Source organism: Sinomonas cyclohexanicum (assembly GCF_020886775.1).
Classification (GTDB): domain Bacteria; phylum Actinomycetota; class Actinomycetes; order Actinomycetales; family Micrococcaceae; genus Sinomonas; species Sinomonas cyclohexanicum.
The window spans coordinates 368,609-388,471 of sequence record NZ_AP024525.1; the positions used below are offsets into that span (position 1 = coordinate 368,609).

Sequence of the window (19,863 nt, forward strand, 5' to 3'; positions counted from 1 at the left end):
CTCTCCGCCTCAGGCGGCGACAGGTACGGCTTCGGCGGTCTCAGGCGCCTTCCTGCCAACGTAGCGCTTGAGTGCGATGGTGGCCAGAGCTGTCACCACGACGCCCACAGCGATCGAGACGACCCAGAGGAGGAAGTTGTCGATCGCGAAGAAGACGAAGATGCCGCCGTGAGGCGCCTTGGACGAGACGTTGAACGCCATCGACAGGGCACCCGTGATGGCACCGCCGAGCATCGACGCCGGGATGACACGGAACGGGTCAGCAGCGGCGAACGGGATCGCACCCTCCGAGATGAACGAGGCGCCCAGTAGCCATGCCGCCTTGCCGTTCTCGTGCTCGGTCGCGTTGAAGTTCTTGTGGTCCAGCACGGTGGCCAGCGCCATCGCGAGCGGGGGCACCATGCCCGCAGCCATGACGGCCGCCATGATGTGGTACGGAGCAGCGTTCGTCTCGCTCGCGGCGCTCAGGCCGGCCACCGCGAACGCGTATGCGACCTTGTTGACCGGGCCGCCCAGGTCGAAGCACATCATGAGGCCCAGGATGACGCCGAGCACCACGGCCGTGGCGCCGCTCATGCCGGTCAGCCAGTCGTTGAGGACCTTCGTGACCCACGCGATCGGGCCGCCGAGTACCAGGAACATGAGGCCCGAGGCGATGATCGACGCGACGAGCGGGATGATCGCCACCGGCATGAGGCCGCGCAGCCACCTGGGTGCCGGCAGGGACGCAAGCCAGTGCGCCGTGTAGCCGGCGAGCAGGCCGCCCACGATTCCGCCGAGGAACCCGGCGCCCATGAAGCCCGCCACGGCGCCCGCCACGAAGCCCGGCGCGATGCCCGGCCGATCGGCCAATGCATAGCCGATGTAGCCGGCCAGCGCGGGGACCAGGAAGCCCATCGACAGGCCACCGATCTTGAACAGCACCGCTCCGAGGTATGCGCCCAAGGAGCCCAGCGCCTGTGGCCCGTACTCCGTGGGCAGGTTCAGGATGCTGTTGTGGACCACGATGTTGTCCGCGTACTTCGTGATGTCGAACCCACCCAGCAGGAAGCCGAGCGCGATCAGCAGGCCTCCGCCCGCCACGAACGGGATCATGTAGCTCACGCCCGTGAGGAGCGCACGCTTGAGCTTCGCCCCGGTCGACTCGCTGGACTCGGCGCCGGATGCGGACGACGCCGACCCGGCGGCTCCCGCTGCGATCCTCCGCCCGTTCGGGTCGGCTGCCACAGCGAGCGCCTCATCCAGCATCACGCCCGGCTCGTCGATGCCGCGCTTCACGGGCGACTGCACGTACGGCTTGCCCGCGAAGCGCTCCTTGCCCCGCACGTCCACGTCCACTGCGAAGACCACGGCGTCCGCCGCGTCGATCACCGAGGTGGGCAGCGGCGTCGAGCCTGCGGACCCCTGGGTCTCGACCTGCACGTCGATGCCCTTGTCCTTGCCGGCGGCGACGAGGGAGTCGGCGGCCATGTAGGTGTGCGCGATGCCGGTGGGGCAGGCGGTCACGGCGACGATGCGCTTGGTTGGGCGGCCGGCGGCGGGCGCCGCCGCCGGGGCCGCCGGGCTCGCCGCTGTCGCTGAGGTGGAGGGAGCGGAGAGCCCAAGGGCCTCGTTGACCAGGTCCACAATGTCCCCGCGGGTCTGGGCCGCACGGAGTGCCGCCGTGAAGTCCTTCTTGATGAGGCTTCGGGCCAGCTTGGCCAGGAGTTTGAGGTGCTCCTGGTCCGCGCCTTCCGGGGCCGCGATGAAGAAGACCAGGTCAGCCGGGCCGTCCTTCGCGCCGAAGTCGACCTTCTGGGACAGGCGGGCCATCGCGAGCGACGGCACCGTCACCGCAGTCGAGCGGCAGTGGGGGATCGCGATCCCGCCGGGCACGCCGGTGGCGGTCTTCTGCTCGCGGGCATACGCGTCTGCGAACAGGCCCTCCACCTCGGTGGCGCGGCCGGCGCTGGCCACGAGGCCGGCCAGATGCCGGATGACGTCGGCGGGCGTCGAGCCCAGCGACGCGTCGAGCTCCACAAGCTCGGGAGCGATGAGTTCGGTCATGGTCGTTCCTTCTCAGAGGGCCGTGACGGTCACGGCGGAGGGAGTTGTCTGGTTCACTGCCGGGACAGTGGATCCCGGCAGGGACGCGGCGGCGGCCCCGTGGGCCACGGCCTGGCGCAGGCGGCCCTCATCGTCCGCCCCAGTCGAATCGGCCAGGAGGAACCCGGCCAGTGAGGAGTCGCCCGCACCGACGGTGCTGACGGCCTTGATGGGGGAGTGCGTGGCATGCCACGCGCCCTCCGCGGTCACAAGGACCGCGCCCTTGGAGCCGAGCGTCGCGAGGACAGCTCCCACTCCTGCGTCCACCAGGGCGCGTGCAGCCTTCGCCGCCCGCTCCGGTGAGGCCTCGAGCTCGGCCGCCGAGCCGGCGTCGTGCAGGCCGACCATCGCCGCGAGCTCGGCGAGCTCGTCGGCGTTGGGCTTGAGCAGCTCCGGCTTCCCCGCGAGGGACGCGGCGAGCGGGGCGCCCGAGGAGTCCACGGCGATCCGGGGAGCGGCGCCGTCCGCTGCCGCGCGGAGGCGCTGCGCCGCGGTGGCGTAGAAGTCATCCGGGACGCCCGGCGGGAGCGAGCCCGCCAGGACCACCCAGTCGGCACCTCGCGCCCGGTCGACGAGCAGGGCGAGGAGCGCCTCCTGCTGCTCCTCGGAGAGCATCGGGCCCGGCTCGTTGACCTTGGTCGTGACCCCGTCCGGCTCGGTCAGGGCCACGTTCGAGCGGAGCGGGGCGCCGATGGGCAGTGCGGCAAACGGAACGCCTGTGGCGGTCAGGCCCGCGAGCACGGGATCCCCAGCGTCGCCGGGCAGCACGGCCAGGGTGGCCAGGCCCGAGGTCTTCAGGGCCCGCGAGACGTTGACCCCCTTGCCGCCCGATTCCTGCCGCACGGAGACGGCACGCTGCACCTCGCCCCGGGCGAGGGGCCCGCCGAGCTCGACCGTGCGGTCCAGGCTCGGATTCGCTGTCAGGGTCACGATCATGGTCTGCCTGCCTCCACAACTTCCACTCCGGCCTCCGCAAGCGCGTCGGCCATATCTCCCGTGGGCGCCACATCAGTGACGATGGCGTCCAGCTGGTCGAGCCTTGCGAACTGGACCAGGGCCTCGACACCGAACTTGGTGTGGTCCACGAGGGCCACGACCCGGCGAGCGCTGCGGACGAACGCGGCCTTGACCGCGGCCTCCTCTGTGTCCGGCGTGCTGAGGCCGAACTCGGCGTGGAGGCCGTTCGCCCCGACGAAGGCGAGGTCCGGGCGCAGGCGCCCGACGGCGTCGACCGTTGCCTGCCCGACCGCGGCCTGGGTGAGCGGCCGGATCCGGCCGCCCAGGAGCTGCACGTTGAGGTTCGGGTTCGCGGCGAGCTTCTCCGCGATCGGCAGCGCATTGGTGACGACGACGAGGCCCTGGCCGTCGGGCAGCGGGCCCATGAGCCGCTCCGCGAGGGCCTCGGTGGAGCTGCCCGCGTCGAGCAGCACGCTTCCAGCGCGCGACGACGCGACGAGCGCCGCGGCCGCGTCCGCGATCGCGCGCTTCTCGAGGAGGTTCTGCACCTGCCGCTCGAGCAGGCTCTCCTCCGACGTCGCGCCCCGCCCCGCGGGGACCGCGCCGCCGTGGACCCGGCGAAGCACGCCCGCGGTCTCGAGGGCTGCGAGGTCGCGGCGCACCGTCTCCGTGGTGACCGAGAACCGGTCGGCGAGCTCCGTGACGCTCACGCGCCCGGCCTCGGCGACCCGGTTTGCGACCAGCCGCTGGCGCTCTTCGGCGAACATCGACATGCCCTGCGCCTCCCTTCCGGTCTGTGTCCCCCATCACACGAATGTGGGATTGATTGACTGTATCTTCGTTTCTGTTGGGATGTCAATAGATCCCACACAAACAAAGATCGACCCGCCGGAGCGTGTGCTCCGACGGGCCGATGTGTGCGCTGGTGAAGGTGGTTAGCGGCTAGATGTCCCGGGTGTCGCGGCGGGTCACCGCCTCGCCTGTATCCGGGTCGACCATCTGACGCGACTCGCTCACGCGACGTCGCGGCCCGGTGCTCATCATGACGAGCGAGACGATCAGGCCGAGAACGCCCACGCCGATCAGGATGTAGCCGACGAGGGTCTGGTCGACGTAGGGGATGAGGCCCGGCGTGATGGCGAACGCGAGGATCGCGCCGACGGCGATGAGGAAGATTGAGGCACCGATGCCCATGATTGAGCTCCTTCCGTGGCTGCGGGTGCTTGGCGCAGCGTCTGCAGCCGGCGGGTCCGCTGGCCTGCCTGACCGATGCCCCGCTCCGACGCGTTCGAAACATGCAGCCTGTCGAAACATGCAGCTTGTCCGAACGGACGACCCCGGGGCCGGACGACGCCTGCCGGACGACGCCGCTACCCTAGGGCCATGGCGAAGAAGAACATTGCCCTGCGGATCGCCCAGGACACCGCCCACCAGGCGATGTTCGACTCTCAGGGCCGCGCTACGCCGCGTCTCCACCGGATGCTCCTGCGCGCGGTCGACGTCCAGCGGCCCCTCGTGCTGGCCAACCTTCGGCGCGTGCGGCGCGTACACCCGGACGACACTCCGGCCCAGCTCGCCCGCCGCCTCGAGCGGGACTACCTCACGGCAGTGGGCGGGACCGGCGCCGCGGTGGGCGGTACCGCGGCCGTGCCCGGCGTCGGGACGATGACCTCCCTGGGCCTGTCCGCGGCGGCCACCGTCGGCTTCCTCGAGGCGACCGCGCTGTACGCGGCCATGATCGCCGAGCTCCACGGTGTGCGCCTCGAGGACCCCGAGCGTGCCCGGACCACGATCATGGCCCTCATGCTCGGCGAGGAGGGCACCGCGATGCTCTCGGCACTCAGCGGGCAGGCGCTCGGGAAGGGCGCACACCCCGCCCGCGCTTGGGGTGCTGCGCTGAACCGTTCGGTCCCGTCCTCGGCCGTCAAGACCATCCAGGGCACCGTACAGAAGCGCTTCCTCGCGTGGCTCCTCAAGAAGCAGGGCGGGGCGCTCGTCGGGCGCGCGCTGCCGTTCGGCATCGGCGCCGTCGTCGGCGGCGCGGGCAACCTCGTCATGGGGCGGGCCGTCATCAGGGCCACGCGCGAGGCCTTCGGGCCCCCTCCCGTTGCCCTGCCGGGCGATCTCCGGGCGGCGTCGGGGATCGTGGAGAAGAGGCGCGGCCTGCTCGCGCTCGTGACCACGTCCAGAGCGCGTTCGGTCCCCGCGCGGCCGGGCGCGCCGGCCGCGGTGCGGGCGGTGCGGGCGGTGCGGGCTGCGGAGACTCCGGAGCAGGCCGTGGAGCGGGAGATCGAGGAGCGCCGGGCGCGGCTGCACGAGCGCGGCCCCGAGGGCTGACCCTGGCCTGCCTCGGGCACTCGCTCCACGACTCCCGCGTTCGGTGCCTAGCCGATTTTCCTGATAGCTTGCTGGGAGCCTGTCGATGCGAGGGGCGCGGGCCGAGGGGACCAAGGGGAAAACTGTGGGGATCAAGGACGTCTGCCGTGGCCGGAGTGTGCTCTCACTCAGCACCGTGGCGGTGATGGTGGCGCTTGCAGCCTCCGGGTGTTCGCCGGCCGATGCACCGGCCGCGGCGCCCGAACCGTCCCGTAGCGCATCAAACAGCGCCACGTCGAGCCCGGCGCCAACCGGGGCGCCCACCGCCCCGAGCGCGGCGCCCTCGAGGACCGGGGAGTCCGACGCCGAGCCGTCCGCGGAGCCCGCCGTCGTATCTGACCCGGAGGGACCCTCCCTCGGCGGCGTCGACGTGCCCGCGCAGTGGCCCTCCGTCCCGCGCGGATTCCATTCGTTCATCCCTGTGGCCCAGCCGCCAGTCGGCGCGCCCGCGGTAGTGCCCATGACGACGGCCCCGGGAACTGCCCCGTCGCCAGCACCACCCGTCGCGTGCACCGTGGCGGCCTTCGTGCCAGCGCCCGCACCCGAGTACGGGACGCCGGTCACGGCCCTCGTCCTCGACTACGTCCCGTCCTTTGACCTGAACGCGCCCGAGGGGCTCGGTGCCCGGGCAGCGGTGGAGTGGTGGGCGGCGAACGGCCACCCCCACACGGCCGAGGCCGCCCGGCAGGCCCTCGACGCCGCGGCCGGCGTCCGCGACGACGCCGCGCGCGACGCGCAGTACCAGGCCTTCCTCACGGGCAGCCTCCCCGGCCTCAAGGTCCTCGACGACCGCATCGCAGGCTACATGGCGCTCGCCGCGGGCAACCCACGCGTGAGCCAGGCGGGTCAGGCGCCCCTCACCTCGTACGATCCCGCCGTGCTCGCCGAGTTCTTGCGCCGCGGCCAGTACGCGGCCGAGGTCCAGGGGATCGCCGAGGCGGGTCGCGGTGCCGTCGTGACCGGAGCCAACCGGGCGCTCGCGGTCGGGACCCGCGAGGCTCTTCTGGACTTCCTGCGTGCGGGTGCGCTCCTCGCGCAGGAGGCCAACGACCGCCAGTCGGTGTACGCGCTGCTCGCCACCGGACCGTCCCCCTCGGTGTACGACGCCGCGCAGGCCGCCCTCGGCGCCGACAGCCCTCTCGTGGTCGCCGAGTTCCTCCGCGCCGGCCAGCACGCCGCGGCCGCCCAGGACGCCTGCCAGTAGCCGACGCCCGCCGCGCGGGCCGAGGCCGCCCGCCCGGGGCGGCCCGGCGCCGTCGTTCGCTGGCCCCTACCCGCCGAAGATCGCGTGCGCCACTGCGAAGATCAGCACCCCGGCAAGGGCGCCTACCACGGTGCCGTTGATGCGGATGAACTGCAGGTCCTTTCCGACCTGGAGCTCGATCTTCTGGCTCGTCTCCTCGGCGTCCCATCGGGCCACGGTGTCCTCGATGACGCCCGCGATGTCGTCCTTGTAGGTCCCCACGACGTAGGACGCCGCGTCCGCGACCCACGCGTTGACCTTGCCCGCGAGCTCCTCATCCTCGACGAGCCGCGCGCCGAAGTCTCGCACCGCCGTCGTGAACCGCTGGTGCAGCTCGCTGCGCGGGTCCGAGACGGCCTCGAGGAGCACGCGCTTGATTGTGGCCCACGTGCGCCCGGCGAGGCTGCGCACCTGCGGGTCGCCGAGCAGCTCGGCCTTCATGCCCTCGACGCGCGCGATCATCGTCGGCTCATGCTGGAGGTCCTGGGCGAGGTCACGCAGGTACGCATCGATGGACTGCCGTGCCTGGTGGTTCGGGTCCGACTGGACGGCTGCGACGAACTTGGACAGCTCGATGTAGACCTTGTCGCCCACGAGCTCGTTCGCGAAGCTCGGGACCCAGGACGGCGAGCGGTCCGTGACGACCCGGCTCACGGTGTCGTAGTTCGCGGACACCCAGTCCGCGGCGCGGTCCACGAGCACGTCGACGAGCTGGTGGTGGTGCCCGGCGGCAAACACCTGCTCTGCAAGCCGCCCGAGCGGCGGACCCCACGGCGGGGTGAGCAGGTGCTTGCGGACCATGCCCTCGATCACGGCCTGCACGTCGTCGTCATTGAGCACGGTGAACGCGCCGCGCACGACGGCGGCGCCCTCCTTCGCGACCCGCTCGGCGCCTGCGGGGCTCGCGAGCCAAGTGCCCGCCTTGCGGGCGACGTCGACGGTCTCGAGCTTGGCCCGGACTACGGCCGAGGAGAGGAAGTTGTCCCGCACGAACCCGGAGAGCGACGCCCCGATCGCGTCTTTGCGGGTCGGGATGATGGCCGTGTGGGGGATGGGCAGACCCAGTGGGTGCCGGAAGAGCGCGGTCACGGCGAACCAGTCGGCCAGGGCGCCGACCATGGCGCCCTCCGACGCCGCCCGGACGTACTCCAGCCACGGGTACTGGCCCTGCAGCGCGAACGAGACGCCGAAGATGATGGCCGCGACGATCAGCAGGGACAGGGCGAAGGTCTTCATCCGGCGCAGCGCCGCCGCCCGTTCCTGGTCGGCGGGGCTGAGGCCCTGCGGCGCACCCATGAGGCGGTTCAGCGTCACCATGACTCAACCCTACCGGCGCCCTCCGGCACCCCACGCTGGTGTTCGCCCACGGCGGCGAGGCTGTCGCCTCGGTCCGATACCCTTGCGCCATGATCACCCGCCCCCTTGTCTATGCCCATCGAGGCGCGAGCGCGCGCTTCGCCGAGCACACGCGTGCCGCCTACGTGCAGGCGCTCCTGGACGGCGCGGACGGCGTCGAGTGCGATGTGCACCTGACGCGGGACCAGCACGTCGTGCTGCTGCACGACTCGAACCTCGACCGCACGTCCAACGGCACCGGTCCAGTCGCGGACCGGACCCTCGACGAGCTGCGCGAGCTGGACTTCTCCTCGTGGAAGGGCGTCCGCATCCCGGACGAATACGGCGCGCCGAGCCAGCAGCTGCTCACCCTGCCGGAGCTCCTCGATCTCCTCGCCGGGTCCGGGCGGGAGATCGGCCTCGCGATCGAGCTCAAGCACCCGAGCCCGTACCGGCTCAAGCTCGAGGACCGTGTGCTCGAGCTGCTGCGCGAGCGCGGCTGGGAGCCCGAGGACTCGCGCATCGGCGGCGTGCGCGTGAGCTTCATGAGCTTCGACGCCGAGGCCGTCGAATACCTCCTCGCGTCCGTGCCCGCGCGGCATGTGTGCATGCTGGTCGACGACGTCTCCGTCGTCGAGCTGCGCGAGTCCACAGCACTCGGGGCACTCACCGGCGGGGCCGTCGCGAACGTGCTCAAGGCTGCCCAGCTCGACGCCGAGGCCATCCTCGATGACGCCCGCGTGGGCCTCGCCGGCCCGGGGATCGCCTACGTTCGCGACCACCCCAACCGCGTGCGCGCGTGGCTCGACGCCGGCCTCACCTTCCGCATCTGGACCGTCGATGCGCCCGAGGACGTTGAGCACTGCCTCGCCGTGGGCATCCAGGAGATCACGACGAACCGCCCCGCCGAGGTGCTCGCCCAGCTGGGGGCGGCCCGTGGCTGAGGGCGATCCAGAGGGGTTCCAACAGCCGGGGGCAGGAAACAACGCCCCGCACGACGGCGCCGCGCCGGTTCCTCTCCGCCGCTCGCCGGGGGCGCGGATCGGCGCCTCGATCGCCATCGCCACGGGGCTCTACGGCATCTCGTTCGGGGCCCTTGGGGTGGCCTCCGGTCTTGACGTGCTCCAGACCGTGGCCCTGAGCCTGCTCATGTTCACGGGCGGTTCGCAGTTTGCCTTCATCGGCGTGATCGCCGGCGGCGGGTCGGGGGCGGCCGCGGCCGCCGCCGCGACGCTCCTGGGCGTCCGCAATGCCGTGTACGGGATGCAGCTCAATTCCATGTTCCGGCCGAAGGGCTGGCGGCGATTCGTCGCGCCGCAGTTCACGATCGACGAGTCCACCGCCACCGCGGTCGGCCAGGACTCGGTCGTGGAGCAGCGGCGGGGCTTCTGGGTGGCCGGTGTCGGCGTATTCGTGCTGTGGAACCTCTTCACTGCCGTCGGCGCACTTGCCGGCAACGCGCTCGGCGATCCCAAGCAGTGGGGGCTCGACGGCGCGGCCGTCGCCGCGTTCCTCGGCCTGCTCTGGCCGCGTCTCAAGGGCAGCGAGCCGTGGGCCATCGCGGTGGTGTGCGCCCTCGCGACCGTCTTGACCGTGCCGCTCGTGCCCTCCGGGGTGCCGATCCTCGTCGCGGCACTTGTCGCCGCCGTGCTGGGCTGGGTGAGCCACGCGCGAGCCGAGGCGGGCAGGCGCGCGGCGGGGGCCGGTGTCGAGGGCCTGGGGCCGGACCTCGACCCCTACGAACGCCATGGCCACCGGCACGATGGAGACGGGGAGGAGCGCCCGTGAGCCTGTGGTGGTGGATCATCATCGCGTGCGCCGCGGCGTACGCGCTCAAGCTGCTCGGCTACCTGCTGCCGCGGAAGTGGATGGACAACGAGCGCATGCTGCGCGTCGCGGGCACCGTGACCATTGGCCTGCTGGCCTCGCTCACAGCGGTCAACGCATTCGCGGGCGGTCAGTCGCTAGTGCTCGACGCGCGGCTCGGAGCGCTCGCGGCCGCAGCCCTCGCGCTCGTGCTGCGGGCGCCGTTCCTCGTCGTCGTGATCGCCGGGGCCGCCGCCGCCGCGCTGCTCCGCCTCGCCGGCTGGTCCTGACACGACATCTGGGGGTCACGTTCTGGGAGTCACCTCAGGTGACCTCCAGAACGTGACCCCCAGAATTGCGGCGGAGCGACGTGCTGAGGCGCGGGCCGGCTACGGCTGCTTCGGGGCGTCCGGGCCCTGCTGGCCATACGGGTTGGGCTGGCCGTAGGGGTTGGGCTGCTGCGGCTGCTGGCCGTACGGGGCCTGGGGCTGCTCGCCGTACCCCGGCTGGCCATACTGCTGGGGAGGCTGCTGGCCGTACCCCTGCTGCTGGGGCGGCTGCGGCTGGCCCCAGTACTGCTGCTGGCCGTAGGCGACCGGCCCCATGAGGGCGCCCTTGCCGAGATAGCGGGCCTGGCCATAGCTGAGGATCGGGAGGAACACGATCGAGAGCAGCACGAGCCCCACCGTGTAAGCGGAGTCCTTGCCGAAGGACTTCGCAAGATCGTTCATGGCGATGATCCCGAGCACGAGCGACACGATGTTCACCACAGGGATCCAGCTGCACAGGATCATGACCCAGAACCACCACGCAGGGCGGCCAATGATCTGAGTGATGAGGATCCAGTAGTTGTAGAAGGGGACGAACGCTTCCCATGCGGGCCTGCCGGCCTTCGTGAAGATGCCCATCAAGAGGAGGCCCGTGATCGCGAACCCGATGATGGCGCCGATCAGGCCGAACGTGATGCCGAGTCCCGCGGCAGCGCCGGAGGAGGTCCCGTAGGTCGTCGTCGCGACGACAGAGAGCGAGGTCATGCCTCGACGCTAGTGGGAATCACGGGCTCGCGCCATGGGCACGAGTCCCCTTGTGGACAACGTTCACCCGGTGGTCCCGGGGCGTTCAGTCCGGAGTGGATCAGAGCGGCCGGATTGGATCAGAGTGGCAACTCGACGCCGGGGATCGGCTCGAGCGGCGGCAGCGGCCGGTTCTCGCGGTGGGTGCGGATCGCGTCCTCGACGAGCGCCACGTAGCGCTGCCACGCGAACGAGCCGGGCTCCACGGTGTCCCCGGCGCCGATGAGCATCGCGACGAGCCGCACCATGTCGATGAGCTGCAGCTCCTCCCGCAGCGTGCCCTGCTTCTGGCCGCGCTGGAGCAGCAGGCCGAGGGACTCAATGAGCTTGCCGGCGAGCCCCACGAGCAGTCCGCGGCGCCCCGCGACGGCGGAGAGGAGGTTGTGCTCATCGTTGGCGACCTGCATGACGGCGTTGAGGACCTCCACGAGCCCGGCGGCGGCGTCGGGATTCTCGAGGGCCATCTCGGTCACCGGGTCGACCTTGACCTTGATCTGGCGCTCTACCGCGGCCAGGACCAGCTCGTCCTTGTCGGCGAAGTTCCGGAACAGGGTCGCCGGGCCGACCCCGGCGCGGTCCGCCACGGTCTTGAGGGAGACATTCGGCCCCTCCTCGCGGAAACAGTCGAGTGCCGCGGTGATGATCTTCTCGATGTTGCGCGCCGCGTCGGCACGCATCGGTTTGCGCCACGCACGTTCCTGCTGCATGTTTCCACAGTACTTCCGAGAGCGGCGGTGTCGCCTATATGACGCTCCACTCTCGCCCTGGACCGTCCCGGCCGGTCGCACGACGGCGGGTGGCAGACTGGGCGCATGATCGTCGCCTTCTCCGTTGCCCCCTCGGGCTCCTCGTCCAGTGATTCCGTCCACGAGGCGGTGGCCGCCGCAGTTCGCGTGGTGCGGGACTCGGGCCTGCCGAACCGCACGAGCTCGATGTTCACCGAGATCGAGGGCGAGTGGGACGAGGTCATGGACGTGGTCAGGCGCGCCACCGAGGCCGCGGGCCGGTACGGGACCCGCGTGTCCGTCGTGCTCAAGGCGGACATCCGCCCCGGCCATACGGGCGAGCTCACGGGCAAGATCGAGCGCCTCGAGCAGGCCATTGATCGCCAGGCCGACGGTGCCGAAGGCGCGGGAGACGCCCCCCAGTAGCCGCGCCCCAGCCCGGGTGCCAGACTGGCGGCATGATCGAGCATGTCGCGCTGCCCGAGTGGATCGCTGTTGAACGCTGGCTCACCAGGACGGTGGTCAAGCCCGGCCCCGAGCACGAGCGGGCCCTCACCACTGCGCAGGAGCGCGGCATGCCGCCCATCGAGGTACAGCCAACGTCCGGCAAGCTCCTGAACCTGCTCGTGAAGATCTCCGGCGCGCGCCGGGTCCTTGAGATCGGCACGCTCGCCGGGTTCAGCAGCATCTGGATGGGCCAGGCGCTGCCCGAGGGCGGCCACCTCGACACTTGCGAGTACCTGCCCGAGCACGCCGCGGTTGCCCGCGAGAACCTCGCGGTGGCCGGCCTCGCGGACAAGGTGACCGTCCACGTGGGCCCGGCCTTGGACACCCTCGCGACCCTCACCGGGCCCTACGACCTCGTCTTCATCGACGCGGACAAGCAGAACAACTCCCACTACCTCGAATGGGCCGTGAAGCTCGGGCGCCCCGGCACCGTCGTCGTGCTCGACAACACCGTGTGGGAGGGCGCTCTCTTGGCCCCGCAGCGCGACGCGGCCAATGCGCCGTCGATCATCGAGTCCCTCGAGCTCCTCGGCGGCCCGCTCTTCGACGCGACCGTGGTCCAGACCGCGGGCTCAAAGGGCTGGGACGGCTTCGCCCTCGCGATCGTGAGGTAGCCCGTGCGGCACGACTACGAGATCGCGGACGCCGTCCCGGCAGACGCCGAGGCTATCCTCGCCGAGATGTACGGCACGGGGGCGGGCCGCGCCGTCGTCGAACGCGTCCTCGGGACCGGCCCCGCGATCCTCTGGGTGTTCGAGGACAACCCACGCGCCCGGGCGTTCTACGCCAAGCTTGGGTTCGCCCCGGACGGCACCCGCAAGCTCGACGAGATCGGCGGCCGCGTCCTCTCGGAGATCCGCATGGCCCGACAGGCGTCACCGAAGAAGGTGTAAGAAGGAGAGCATGAAGGCCCTCGTGTACCACGGCCCCCACCGGAAGTCGTGGGAGGACGTCCCGGACCCCGTGATCTTGGCGCCCACGGATGCCATAGTGCGCATCGAGGCGACCACGGTCTCCGGCACGGACCTGCACATCCTCAAGGGGGACGTGCCCGCCGTCGCCGAGGGCCGGATCCTGGGGCACGAGGGCGTCGGCGTCGTCACGGAGGCCGGGCCGGGCTGCCGGCGGGTGCGGGTCGGCGACCGGGTCATCGTCTCCTCGATCACCAAGTGCATGGGCTGCGACTCGTGCCTCTCGGGCCTCACTTCGTACTGCGAGACCCTGGGCGGGATCGGCTGGGTGTTCGGCCACCTCCTCGACGGGACCCAGGCCGAGTACGTGCGCGTGCCGTTGGCCGACAACGCGCTCGTGCCCCTGCCCGAGGGCGTGAGCGCGGAGCAGGGCGCGGTGCTCAGCGACATGCTGCCCACCGGCTATGAGATCGGCGTCCTCTATGGCGGCGTCGGCGAGGGCGACGAGGTCGCGGTGATCGGCGCCGGACCCACCGGGTTGGCCTCGATCATGACGGCGGGCACGCTCGGCGCGAAGCGGATCATCGCCGTCGACCGCAACGAGTACCGGCTCGAGAAGGCGCTCGCGTGCGGGGCGACGGATACCGTCCGGGTCGCGGACGGCGTCAACATCGGCGCGGAGGTCAAGGCGCTCAGCCGTGACGGGCTCGGCGTCGACGTGGCCGTGGAGACGGTGGGCCTGCCGCGGACCTATGCCGAGGCGCTCGCGTCGATCCGCCCGGGCGGGCGCGTGGCCAACGCCGGCGTCCACGGCAAGCCGGTCTCGTTCCTGCCGGACCGCGATTGGATCCGCAACGTCACGGTCATGACGGGGCTGGACAGCGAGGCGGAGGAGCCGGACCTCCTCGAGCGCATCGCCGACCGCGAGATCGACCCGGCCAAGCTCGTCACGCACCGGTTCCCGTTCGCCCAGATCCTGGACGCCTATGAGACGTATGGCAACGCGGACGCCACGCGGGCCATCCGGGTGATCGTCGGGACGGGGGCGTAATGGCGCGCCCACCGGCCAAGGGCTCCAAGGGGCCCCAAGCCGGCATGTACCCGATCAGCACCGGCACCGCGGAGCTCGTCCCGGACGGGGACTCCTCCGACGGGTGGCTCCTGAAGATCAACGGGGTCCAGAGCTCGCACGTCGTGCTCAGCGATCCTCTGCGGCTCGACTTCGAGTACATGCGCTGGATCGTGGCGCTGATCGAGGACCGGTTCGATCCGGGTTCTGCCGACCGCCTGCGGGTCCTGCACCAGGGCGGCGGGGGCTGCTCGATGCCCCGCTACCTCGCGGCGCGCTACCCGGAGGCGCGGCAGGTCGTCGTCGAGCTCGACGCGCAGCTCGCCGACTACGTGCGCGAGTGGTTCGACCTCCCCAAGGCCCCGCTCGTGCGCATCCGGGTCGGCGAGGCCCGCGCCGTGACCGAGTCCCTCACCCCCGCGACGCGCGACGTCGTGATCCGCGACGTCTTCGCCGGGTCCCACACACCCGACCCGCTCACGACCACCGAGTTCATCGCCGCTTCCGCCCGGCTGCTCGACGCCGGCGGACTGTTCGTCGCAAACATCGGCAGCGCCCCGGACCACGTCACGGCGCGGATTGAGGCCGCAGCCATGGCCGAGGTCTTCCCGCACACCGCGATCGTCGCGGATCCGGCCATGCTCAAGGGCCGCCGCTACGGCAACATCATCGTCGCGGGAAGCACGACGCCGGTCCTCGCCTCGCCTGCCCTCCGTCGCCGCCTGCTCGGCGGCGGACTCCCGGCCCAGTTCTGGGACGACGCCCAGGTCCGGGCGTGGATCGGCGCGGCCCGGCCGCGGCGCGACCCGGCGCCGGACGCGGACGCCGTGGATCCGGACGTACTCCCTGAGTAGCTCGGCCTACGGGTTCGAAGCCCCGAGCAGCATGGGCCGCGCGATCTCCATCTGGGTGCGCAGCGCCTCCGCGACGGCTGCCACAGCCGGCTGGCGGTAGGAGTCCGGGCGCAGGACCATCCAGTAGGGCAGCTGCTCGCGGAAGTAGTCGGGGAGCAGGCGCACGAGGTCGCTGTGGCGGTCCGCCATGAAGCACGGGAGGAAGCCCACGCCGGCGCCGGCCCGGGTCGCCTCGACGTGCACGAACACGTTGGTCGAAGTCAGGCCGTCCTGCATCTCCGGGGCGAGGCGCCGCGGCGCATCCAGGTCATCCACCTGGAGCATCGAGTCCACGAAGTACACGAGCCCGTGCTCCGCGATCTCCTCGGGGCTTCGAGGCACCCCGTGCCGGGCGAGGTAGTCGCGGGACGCGTACATCCCGAGCATGTACTCACCGAGCCGGATCGCCTGGGCCCGGTGAACCTGCGGCTCGCCCACCACCACCTCGATGTCCACGCCGGAACGCTGCTGCAGGGCCCGCCGCGTCACGGTGATGAGCTCGACCGTGAGCCCTGCTCGGCCCGCAGTGCCGCGACGGCCGGCGAGGCGATGTACGCGCTGAAGCCGTCCGTCGCCGTCATGCGTACCGAGCCGGTCACCGGGTCTCCCGCGTCGGAGCTGAGGCGGCCCATCGCCTCGGCGACCTGGGCAGCGACGCCCACCGCGCGCTCACCGAGCGGCGTGAGCTCCCAGCCGCCGGCCGCGCGGGCCAGCACACGCCCGCCGAGGGACTTCTCGAGGGCCGCGATCTTGCGTGCCACGGTGGTGTGGTTCAGGCCGAGGCCCTCGCCCGCCGTCGTGAATCTGCCCGAGCGGGAGACCTCGAGGAGGACGAGGAGGAGATCGGGGGAGGGCGCGGTCGTCATGCGCGACAGCCTACGGCAGTGATCTGCAGATCTGCACACGTACAGTGCCGGATTGACCATTGAGCGCGCAAGGATGCGCAGGGAATACTCGACGCGATACGTGATCCACGTCATATCTACCCAGGAGGGAACGCATGAGCGTGAACCAACGCTCCGCAGGCGGCGCCGGCACAGACCAGTCGCTGCTGAAGAAGATCGTCTCGGCCTCGATGGCCGGTACCGTCGTCGAGTGGTACGACTTCTTCCTCTACGCGACCGCGTCGACGATCGTCTTCAACAAGATCCTGCTGCCCAAGATGGGCAACGAGTACGACGCGATCATCGCCGCGTTCCTCACCTACGCGGTCGGCTTCGTGGCCCGCCCGCTCGGAGGGATCGTGTTCGGCCAGATCGGCGACAGGATCGGCCGCAAGCAGACCCTCCAGATCACGATCGTGCTCATCGGCATCGCGACCGTCCTCATGGGATGCCTGCCCACCTACGCCCAGATCGGCGTGTGGGCCCCGATCCTCCTCGTGCTCCTCCGCTTCATCCAGGGCCTCGCCCTCGGCGGCGAGTGGGGCGGCGCCGTCCTGCTCGTGGCGGAGCATGCGCCGGACAAGGGGCGCGCGTTCTGGGCCTCGTGGCCGCAGGCCGCCGTCCCCGTAGGCAACCTCCTCGCCACGCTCGTGCTGTGGATCATGACCACGACCCTCTCCAACGACGCGTTCCTCGCCTGGGGCTGGCGCGTGGCGTTCTGGCTCTCCGCGATCGTGGTCATCGTGGGCTACTACATCCGCACCAAGATCGACGAGGCGCCGATCTTCCAGGCCGCCAAGGCCGAGCTCGAGTCGGAGAAGGCCGCCGGCTATGGCGTCCTCGAGGTGCTCAAGCGCTACCCCAGGGGCGTGCTCATCGGAATGGGCCTGCGCTTCGCGGAGAACATCATGTACTACCTCGTGGTGACATTCTCGATCGTCTACCTCGGCACCGGCCTGAAGATGAACACCGGCTCGATCCTCGGCGTCATCGCGATCGCGCACCTCTGCCACTTCGCCATCATCCCGGTGGTCGGCCGCTTCGCCGACCGTATCGGCCGCAAGCCCGTCTACCTCGCCGGCGCGATCCTCGGCGGCACCTGGGGCTTCTGGGCCTTCCCGGCCTTCGGCACGCAGAACACGTTCGTGATCCTGCTGACCATCATCGTTGGCCTCGTGTTCCACTCGCTCATGTACGCCGGCCAGCCGGCCATTATGGCCGAGATGTTCCCGACCCGCATGCGCTACTCCGGCGTCTCGATCTCCTACCAGGTCACCTCGATCATCGCGGGCTCGCTCGCCCCGGTCTTCGCGACCGAGTGGCTCAAGGCGACCGGCTCCTGGTGGCCCACCGCGGTGTACCTTGCCGCGGCCGGCGTGGTGACGCTCATCGCGGTCCTTGCCCTGCGCGAGACCAAGGGCACCTCGCTCCGCGCCCTCGACGCGGCCGACGCCGCGAAGTACCTCGGTGCCTCCGAGGCCGAGGCGCGGGCATGAGCCTCGAAGGCCGCAAGGCACTCGTCACGGGCGGCGCCGCCGGCATCGGCGCCGCCGTGGCCCGGGGCCTCGCGGAGAAGGGCGCCCACGTGGTGGTCGCGGACCTGGACGGCGAGGCCGCCGAGAAGCTCGCCGCCGACCTCGGCGGCACCTCCTGGGCCGTAGACCTCCTCGACACCGCGGCGCTCGAGGACCTGCGCCTCGACTGCGACATCCTCGTCAACAACGCCGGCATCCAGAAGGTCGCCCCGATCGAGGACTACGAGCCGGAGACCTTCCGCCGGATCCAGCGGCTCATGGTCGAGGCGCCGTTCCTCCTGATCCGCGCAGCCCTGCCGCACATGTACGCCGAGGGCTGGGGCAGGTTCGTGAACATCAGCTCCGTGCACGGCATCCGGGCCTCGGCCTTCAAGGGAGCGTACGTCACCGCCAAGCACGCGCTCGAGGGCCTCTCCAAGGTCACCGCGCTCGAGGGGGCCCCGCACGGGGTCACGTCCAACTGCATCAACCCGGGCTACGTGCGCACGGCGCTCGTGGAGAAGCAGATCAAGGACCAGGCCGCAACCCACGGCATCCCCGAGTCCGAGGTCCTGGACAAGGTGATGCTGACGGAGATGGCCATCAAGCGGCTCGTGGAGCCGGCCGAGGTCGCCTCGCTCGCGTGCTGGCTTGCCTCGGACGACGCGGGGATGGTCACCGGCGCGAGCTACACGATGGACGGCGGCTGGTCGGCCCGATAATCCCGTTCAGGTGGAGGATTCCAGTCAGATCCATTCCGCCAAGCACAACTCAGCGCCGGGGGCGCCCCGAATGGGGTACCTCCGGCGCTGAGTTGTGTCCGATGGGACGCTGGCTATACGGTGACCCGGGCCTCCGCGCCCTCGACCACCGGCAGGGACGCGGTCTCGTCCAGCAGGGCAGGCCGGCGCCGCCCGTCGCCACGGACCCACATGCGATAGGCGAGAGCAAGCAGGCCAATCCACACCGCGCCCACCACGAGGGCAACGCGGGTGTCCTCGAACCAGCCCAGCAGCACCGTCACGAACACCATGAACGCGATGGCGGCGATGGAGGCCGCGGGCCACAGCGGCGAGGGGAATTCGCTGGGGGCGAGCGCGTAGCGCCGGATCTCGCGCTTCATGGCCACGTGGCTCGCAAGGATCATGGCCCACACGAACACGGTGGCGAACGTGGCGATCGAGGCGATGACCGTGAAGACGTCCTCGGGGATCATGGCGTTGAGCACCACGCCGACGCCGAGCACGCCGGTCATGACCACCACCGTCAGCCACGGCACGCCGCGCCCGGAGACCCTGCCGAACGAGGTGGGCGCGTGCCCCTGCTGCGCGAGCCCGAAGAGCACGCGTCCGGCCCCGAAGATGTCCGAGTTGATCGCCGACAGCGCCGCGGTGATGACGATCGCGTTGAGGACGTTCGCAGCGCCGGGGATGCCGAGCCCGTCGAAGATCTGGACGAACGGGCTGCCTTGGGCGCCCACCTGGTTCCACGGGAACAGGCTCATGAGCACCCCGAGGGTGAGCACGTAGAACAGCAGGATCCGCACGGGAACGGTGTTGACGGCGTGGGGGATGGCCTTCTTCGGGTCCGCGGCCTCGCCAGCGGTCACCCCGATCGTCTCCACGCCGCCGAACGCGAACACCACCACGGAGAAGCAGGCCAGCAGCCCCCCGAACCCATTCGGGAGGAGTCCGCCGTTGGTCACGAGCTGGTGCACGCCGGCCTGGCCGCCGGTTGGAGAGGAGAACCCGAACACGATCAGGGCGACCCCGCCCACGATCATCGCCACGATCGCGGCGACCTTGACGAGTGAGAACCAGAACTCGAGCTCGCCGAACACCTTCACGCTCGTCAGGTTGACCGCGGTCAGGATGAGGATGACGGCGGCGATCCACACCCACCGGTCCACCTGCGGGAACCAGAAGCCCATGTAGATGCCGAACGCGGTGATGTCCGCGAGGGCCACGATCGCCATCTCGAACACGTACGTCCACCCGGTCGCGAACCCGGCGAACGGGCCGAGGTAGCGGCCGGCGTACTGGCTGAACGAGCCGGCGACGGGGTGCCGCACGGCCATCTCGCCGAGCGAGCGCATCACCATGAACACGGCGGCGCCGGCGATCATGTACGCGATGAGCACCGCGGGCCCGGCGGCCTGGATGGCCTCGGCCGAGCCGTAGAAGAGGCCGGTTCCGATGGCCGACCCCAAGGCCATGAACCGGATGTGCCGGACGTTGAGGCTGCGGCTGAGCGCGGCCGGCTGATGTGTGGTCTGCATGGGATCCTCGCGTCGTTGGGAAGGTCTTGTGGTTGGAAGGAGGAGGCTCCTTCCACTCTGCCGCCCGCCCGTGTCCCTGTGAGACGAGTCACCGGAGCCTCTGTCTCGCATTCCAGACCGGCGCGCCCTGTGCTGTGTCCGGAATCCCGGACAGTTGAGGCGCGACGGCGGGTGCCCACCCGCCGTCGCGCGCGCCACACTGGTAGT

20 protein-coding genes and 1 pseudogene are annotated in these 19,863 nt (G+C 70.8%); 12 read left to right on the top strand and 9 right to left on the bottom strand.

Going from position 1 to position 19,863, the window contains the following annotated elements:
• Positions 1-9 precede the first annotated feature (9 nt).
• From SCMU_RS01785 to SCMU_RS01800, 4 genes are all read right to left on the bottom strand, one after another.
• Entirely contained in the window at positions 10-2,046 is a 2,037-nt protein-coding gene (locus tag SCMU_RS01785) for a PTS fructose transporter subunit IIABC (RefSeq protein WP_229231260.1), read from the bottom strand.
• 12 nt (positions 2,047-2,058) lie between these two features.
• On the bottom strand, positions 2,059-3,021 hold the full coding sequence (locus SCMU_RS01790; protein WP_229231261.1) for a 1-phosphofructokinase family hexose kinase: 963 nt from the start codon (positions 3,019-3,021) through the stop codon (positions 2,059-2,061).
• Positions 3,018-3,809 carry a DeoR/GlpR family DNA-binding transcription regulator gene (locus SCMU_RS01795; RefSeq protein WP_443020370.1) on the bottom strand — a complete coding sequence of 264 codons (792 nt, stop codon included), beginning with the start codon at positions 3,807-3,809 and terminating at the stop codon, positions 3,018-3,020. Before SCMU_RS01795 ends, SCMU_RS01790 begins: the two co-directional genes overlap by 4 nt.
• A gap of 175 nt (positions 3,810-3,984) precedes the next feature.
• Positions 3,985-4,236 carry a DUF6458 family protein gene (locus SCMU_RS01800; RefSeq protein ID WP_229231263.1) on the bottom strand — a complete coding sequence of 84 codons (252 nt, stop codon included), beginning with the start codon at positions 4,234-4,236 and terminating at the stop codon, positions 3,985-3,987.
• Between the two features lie 189 nt (positions 4,237-4,425).
• Here SCMU_RS01800 and SCMU_RS01805 point away from each other — a divergent pair, with 189 nt between their 5' ends.
• Complete coding sequence (locus SCMU_RS01805) at positions 4,426-5,379, top strand: hypothetical protein (protein ID WP_229231264.1); 954 nt, start codon at positions 4,426-4,428, stop codon at positions 5,377-5,379.
• 565 nt (positions 5,380-5,944) lie between these two features.
• The gene (locus tag SCMU_RS01810; RefSeq protein ID WP_229231265.1) at positions 5,945-6,622 is read left to right on the top strand and encodes an ALF repeat-containing protein; all 678 of its coding nucleotides are present in this window, start codon (positions 5,945-5,947) and stop codon (positions 6,620-6,622) included.
• A 66-nt stretch (positions 6,623-6,688) separates the two neighbouring features.
• Here the strand turns inward: SCMU_RS01810 and SCMU_RS01815 are convergent, their stop codons facing one another.
• Positions 6,689-7,978 (bottom strand): DUF445 domain-containing protein, encoded by a 1,290-nt coding sequence (locus tag SCMU_RS01815; protein WP_229231266.1) that lies wholly within the window; start codon positions 7,976-7,978, stop codon positions 6,689-6,691.
• 89 nt (positions 7,979-8,067) lie between these two features.
• On the opposite strand from SCMU_RS01815, the gene SCMU_RS01820 reads away from it, so the two are divergent.
• The 3 genes from SCMU_RS01820 (at position 8,068) to SCMU_RS01830 (ending at position 10,092) form a co-directional block, all read left to right on the top strand.
• Positions 8,068-8,940: a glycerophosphodiester phosphodiesterase gene (locus tag SCMU_RS01820; protein WP_229231267.1), complete on the top strand. Its 873-nt coding sequence runs from the start codon at positions 8,068-8,070 to the stop codon at positions 8,938-8,940.
• Between the two features lie 97 nt (positions 8,941-9,037).
• Positions 9,038-9,784, top strand: a complete 747-nt coding sequence (locus SCMU_RS01825; protein ID WP_443020371.1) for an AzlC family ABC transporter permease — start codon at positions 9,038-9,040, stop codon at positions 9,782-9,784.
• Positions 9,781-10,092 carry an AzlD domain-containing protein gene (locus SCMU_RS01830; protein WP_229231269.1) on the top strand — a complete coding sequence of 104 codons (312 nt, stop codon included), beginning with the start codon at positions 9,781-9,783 and terminating at the stop codon, positions 10,090-10,092. The genes SCMU_RS01825 and SCMU_RS01830 overlap by 4 nt, the downstream gene beginning before the upstream one ends.
• A gap of 99 nt (positions 10,093-10,191) precedes the next feature.
• Here SCMU_RS01830 and SCMU_RS01835 read toward each other — a convergent pair whose 3' ends face one another.
• Entirely contained in the window at positions 10,192-10,836 is a 645-nt protein-coding gene (locus SCMU_RS01835) for a DUF5684 domain-containing protein (protein WP_229231270.1), read from the bottom strand.
• Between the two features lie 119 nt (positions 10,837-10,955).
• Positions 10,956-11,582: a TetR/AcrR family transcriptional regulator gene (locus SCMU_RS01840; protein ID WP_229231271.1), complete on the bottom strand. Its 627-nt coding sequence runs from the start codon at positions 11,580-11,582 to the stop codon at positions 10,956-10,958.
• A gap of 105 nt (positions 11,583-11,687) precedes the next feature.
• Between SCMU_RS01840 and SCMU_RS01845 the strand changes: the two genes are divergently transcribed.
• Genes SCMU_RS01845 through SCMU_RS01865 form a run of 5 tightly spaced genes read left to right on the top strand, consistent with a single transcriptional unit; the run spans position 11,688 to position 14,941 of the window.
• The gene (locus tag SCMU_RS01845; protein WP_229231272.1) at positions 11,688-12,026 is read left to right on the top strand and encodes a thiamine-binding protein; all 339 of its coding nucleotides are present in this window, start codon (positions 11,688-11,690) and stop codon (positions 12,024-12,026) included.
• Positions 12,027-12,058: 32 nt separating this feature from the next.
• Positions 12,059-12,721 carry an O-methyltransferase gene (locus SCMU_RS01850; RefSeq protein ID WP_229231273.1) on the top strand — a complete coding sequence of 221 codons (663 nt, stop codon included), beginning with the start codon at positions 12,059-12,061 and terminating at the stop codon, positions 12,719-12,721.
• Between the two features lie 3 nt (positions 12,722-12,724).
• The gene (locus SCMU_RS01855) at positions 12,725-13,000 is read left to right on the top strand and encodes a GNAT family N-acetyltransferase (protein WP_229231274.1); all 276 of its coding nucleotides are present in this window, start codon (positions 12,725-12,727) and stop codon (positions 12,998-13,000) included.
• 10 nt (positions 13,001-13,010) lie between these two features.
• Positions 13,011-14,069 (top strand): alcohol dehydrogenase catalytic domain-containing protein, encoded by a 1,059-nt coding sequence (locus SCMU_RS01860; RefSeq protein WP_229231275.1) that lies wholly within the window; start codon positions 13,011-13,013, stop codon positions 14,067-14,069.
• Positions 14,069-14,941, top strand: coding sequence for a spermidine synthase (locus SCMU_RS01865; protein WP_229231276.1), 873 nt, complete (start codon positions 14,069-14,071; stop codon positions 14,939-14,941). The genes SCMU_RS01860 and SCMU_RS01865 overlap by 1 nt, the downstream gene beginning before the upstream one ends.
• Positions 14,942-14,947: 6 nt before the next feature.
• On the opposite strand, the pseudogene SCMU_RS01870 reads toward SCMU_RS01865, so the two are convergent.
• Positions 14,948-15,846: pseudogene (locus SCMU_RS01870) on the bottom strand (LysR family transcriptional regulator).
• Positions 15,847-15,980: 134 nt separating this feature from the next.
• Between SCMU_RS01870 and SCMU_RS01875 the strand changes: the two are divergent.
• Positions 15,981-17,360 (top strand): MFS transporter, encoded by a 1,380-nt coding sequence (locus SCMU_RS01875; protein WP_229231277.1) that lies wholly within the window; start codon positions 15,981-15,983, stop codon positions 17,358-17,360.
• A complete protein-coding gene (locus tag SCMU_RS01880) occupies positions 17,357-18,100 on the top strand; it encodes a 3-hydroxybutyrate dehydrogenase (RefSeq protein WP_229231278.1) in 744 nt (247 codons plus the stop codon). The genes SCMU_RS01875 and SCMU_RS01880 overlap by 4 nt, the downstream gene beginning before the upstream one ends.
• Before the next feature lie 113 nt (positions 18,101-18,213).
• Here SCMU_RS01880 and SCMU_RS01885 read toward each other — a convergent pair whose 3' ends face one another.
• A complete protein-coding gene (locus tag SCMU_RS01885; protein ID WP_229231279.1) occupies positions 18,214-19,656 on the bottom strand; it encodes an amino acid permease in 1,443 nt (480 codons plus the stop codon).
• Between the last annotated feature and the right edge of the window lie 207 nt (positions 19,657-19,863).

Excerpts from the sequence above, each read along its gene's own strand:
- SCMU_RS01785 (WP_229231260.1), bottom strand. The coding sequence starts at position 2,046 with ATGACCGAACTCATCGCTCCCGAGCTTGTGGAGCTCGACGCGTCGCTG.
- SCMU_RS01790 (WP_229231261.1), bottom strand. The coding sequence starts at position 3,021 with ATGATCGTGACCCTGACAGCGAATCCGAGCCTGGACCGCACGGTCGAG.
- SCMU_RS01795 (WP_443020370.1), bottom strand. The coding sequence starts at position 3,809 with ATGTTCGCCGAAGAGCGCCAGCGGCTGGTCGCAAACCGGGTCGCCGAG.
- SCMU_RS01800 (WP_229231263.1), bottom strand. The coding sequence starts at position 4,236 with ATGGGCATCGGTGCCTCAATCTTCCTCATCGCCGTCGGCGCGATCCTC.
- SCMU_RS01805 (WP_229231264.1), top strand. The coding sequence starts at position 4,426 with ATGGCGAAGAAGAACATTGCCCTGCGGATCGCCCAGGACACCGCCCAC.
- SCMU_RS01815 (WP_229231266.1), bottom strand. The coding sequence starts at position 7,978 with ATGGTGACGCTGAACCGCCTCATGGGTGCGCCGCAGGGCCTCAGCCCC.
- SCMU_RS01820 (WP_229231267.1), top strand. The coding sequence starts at position 8,068 with ATGATCACCCGCCCCCTTGTCTATGCCCATCGAGGCGCGAGCGCGCGC.
- SCMU_RS01835 (WP_229231270.1), bottom strand. The coding sequence starts at position 10,836 with ATGACCTCGCTCTCTGTCGTCGCGACGACGACCTACGGGACCTCCTCC.
- SCMU_RS01840 (WP_229231271.1), bottom strand. The coding sequence starts at position 11,582 with ATGCAGCAGGAACGTGCGTGGCGCAAACCGATGCGTGCCGACGCGGCG.
- SCMU_RS01845 (WP_229231272.1), top strand. The coding sequence starts at position 11,688 with ATGATCGTCGCCTTCTCCGTTGCCCCCTCGGGCTCCTCGTCCAGTGAT.
- SCMU_RS01850 (WP_229231273.1), top strand. The coding sequence starts at position 12,059 with ATGATCGAGCATGTCGCGCTGCCCGAGTGGATCGCTGTTGAACGCTGG.
- SCMU_RS01860 (WP_229231275.1), top strand. The coding sequence starts at position 13,011 with ATGAAGGCCCTCGTGTACCACGGCCCCCACCGGAAGTCGTGGGAGGAC.
- SCMU_RS01865 (WP_229231276.1), top strand. The coding sequence starts at position 14,069 with ATGGCGCGCCCACCGGCCAAGGGCTCCAAGGGGCCCCAAGCCGGCATG.
- SCMU_RS01875 (WP_229231277.1), top strand. The coding sequence starts at position 15,981 with ATGAGCGTGAACCAACGCTCCGCAGGCGGCGCCGGCACAGACCAGTCG.
- SCMU_RS01880 (WP_229231278.1), top strand. The coding sequence starts at position 17,357 with ATGAGCCTCGAAGGCCGCAAGGCACTCGTCACGGGCGGCGCCGCCGGC.
- SCMU_RS01885 (WP_229231279.1), bottom strand. The coding sequence starts at position 19,656 with ATGCAGACCACACATCAGCCGGCCGCGCTCAGCCGCAGCCTCAACGTC.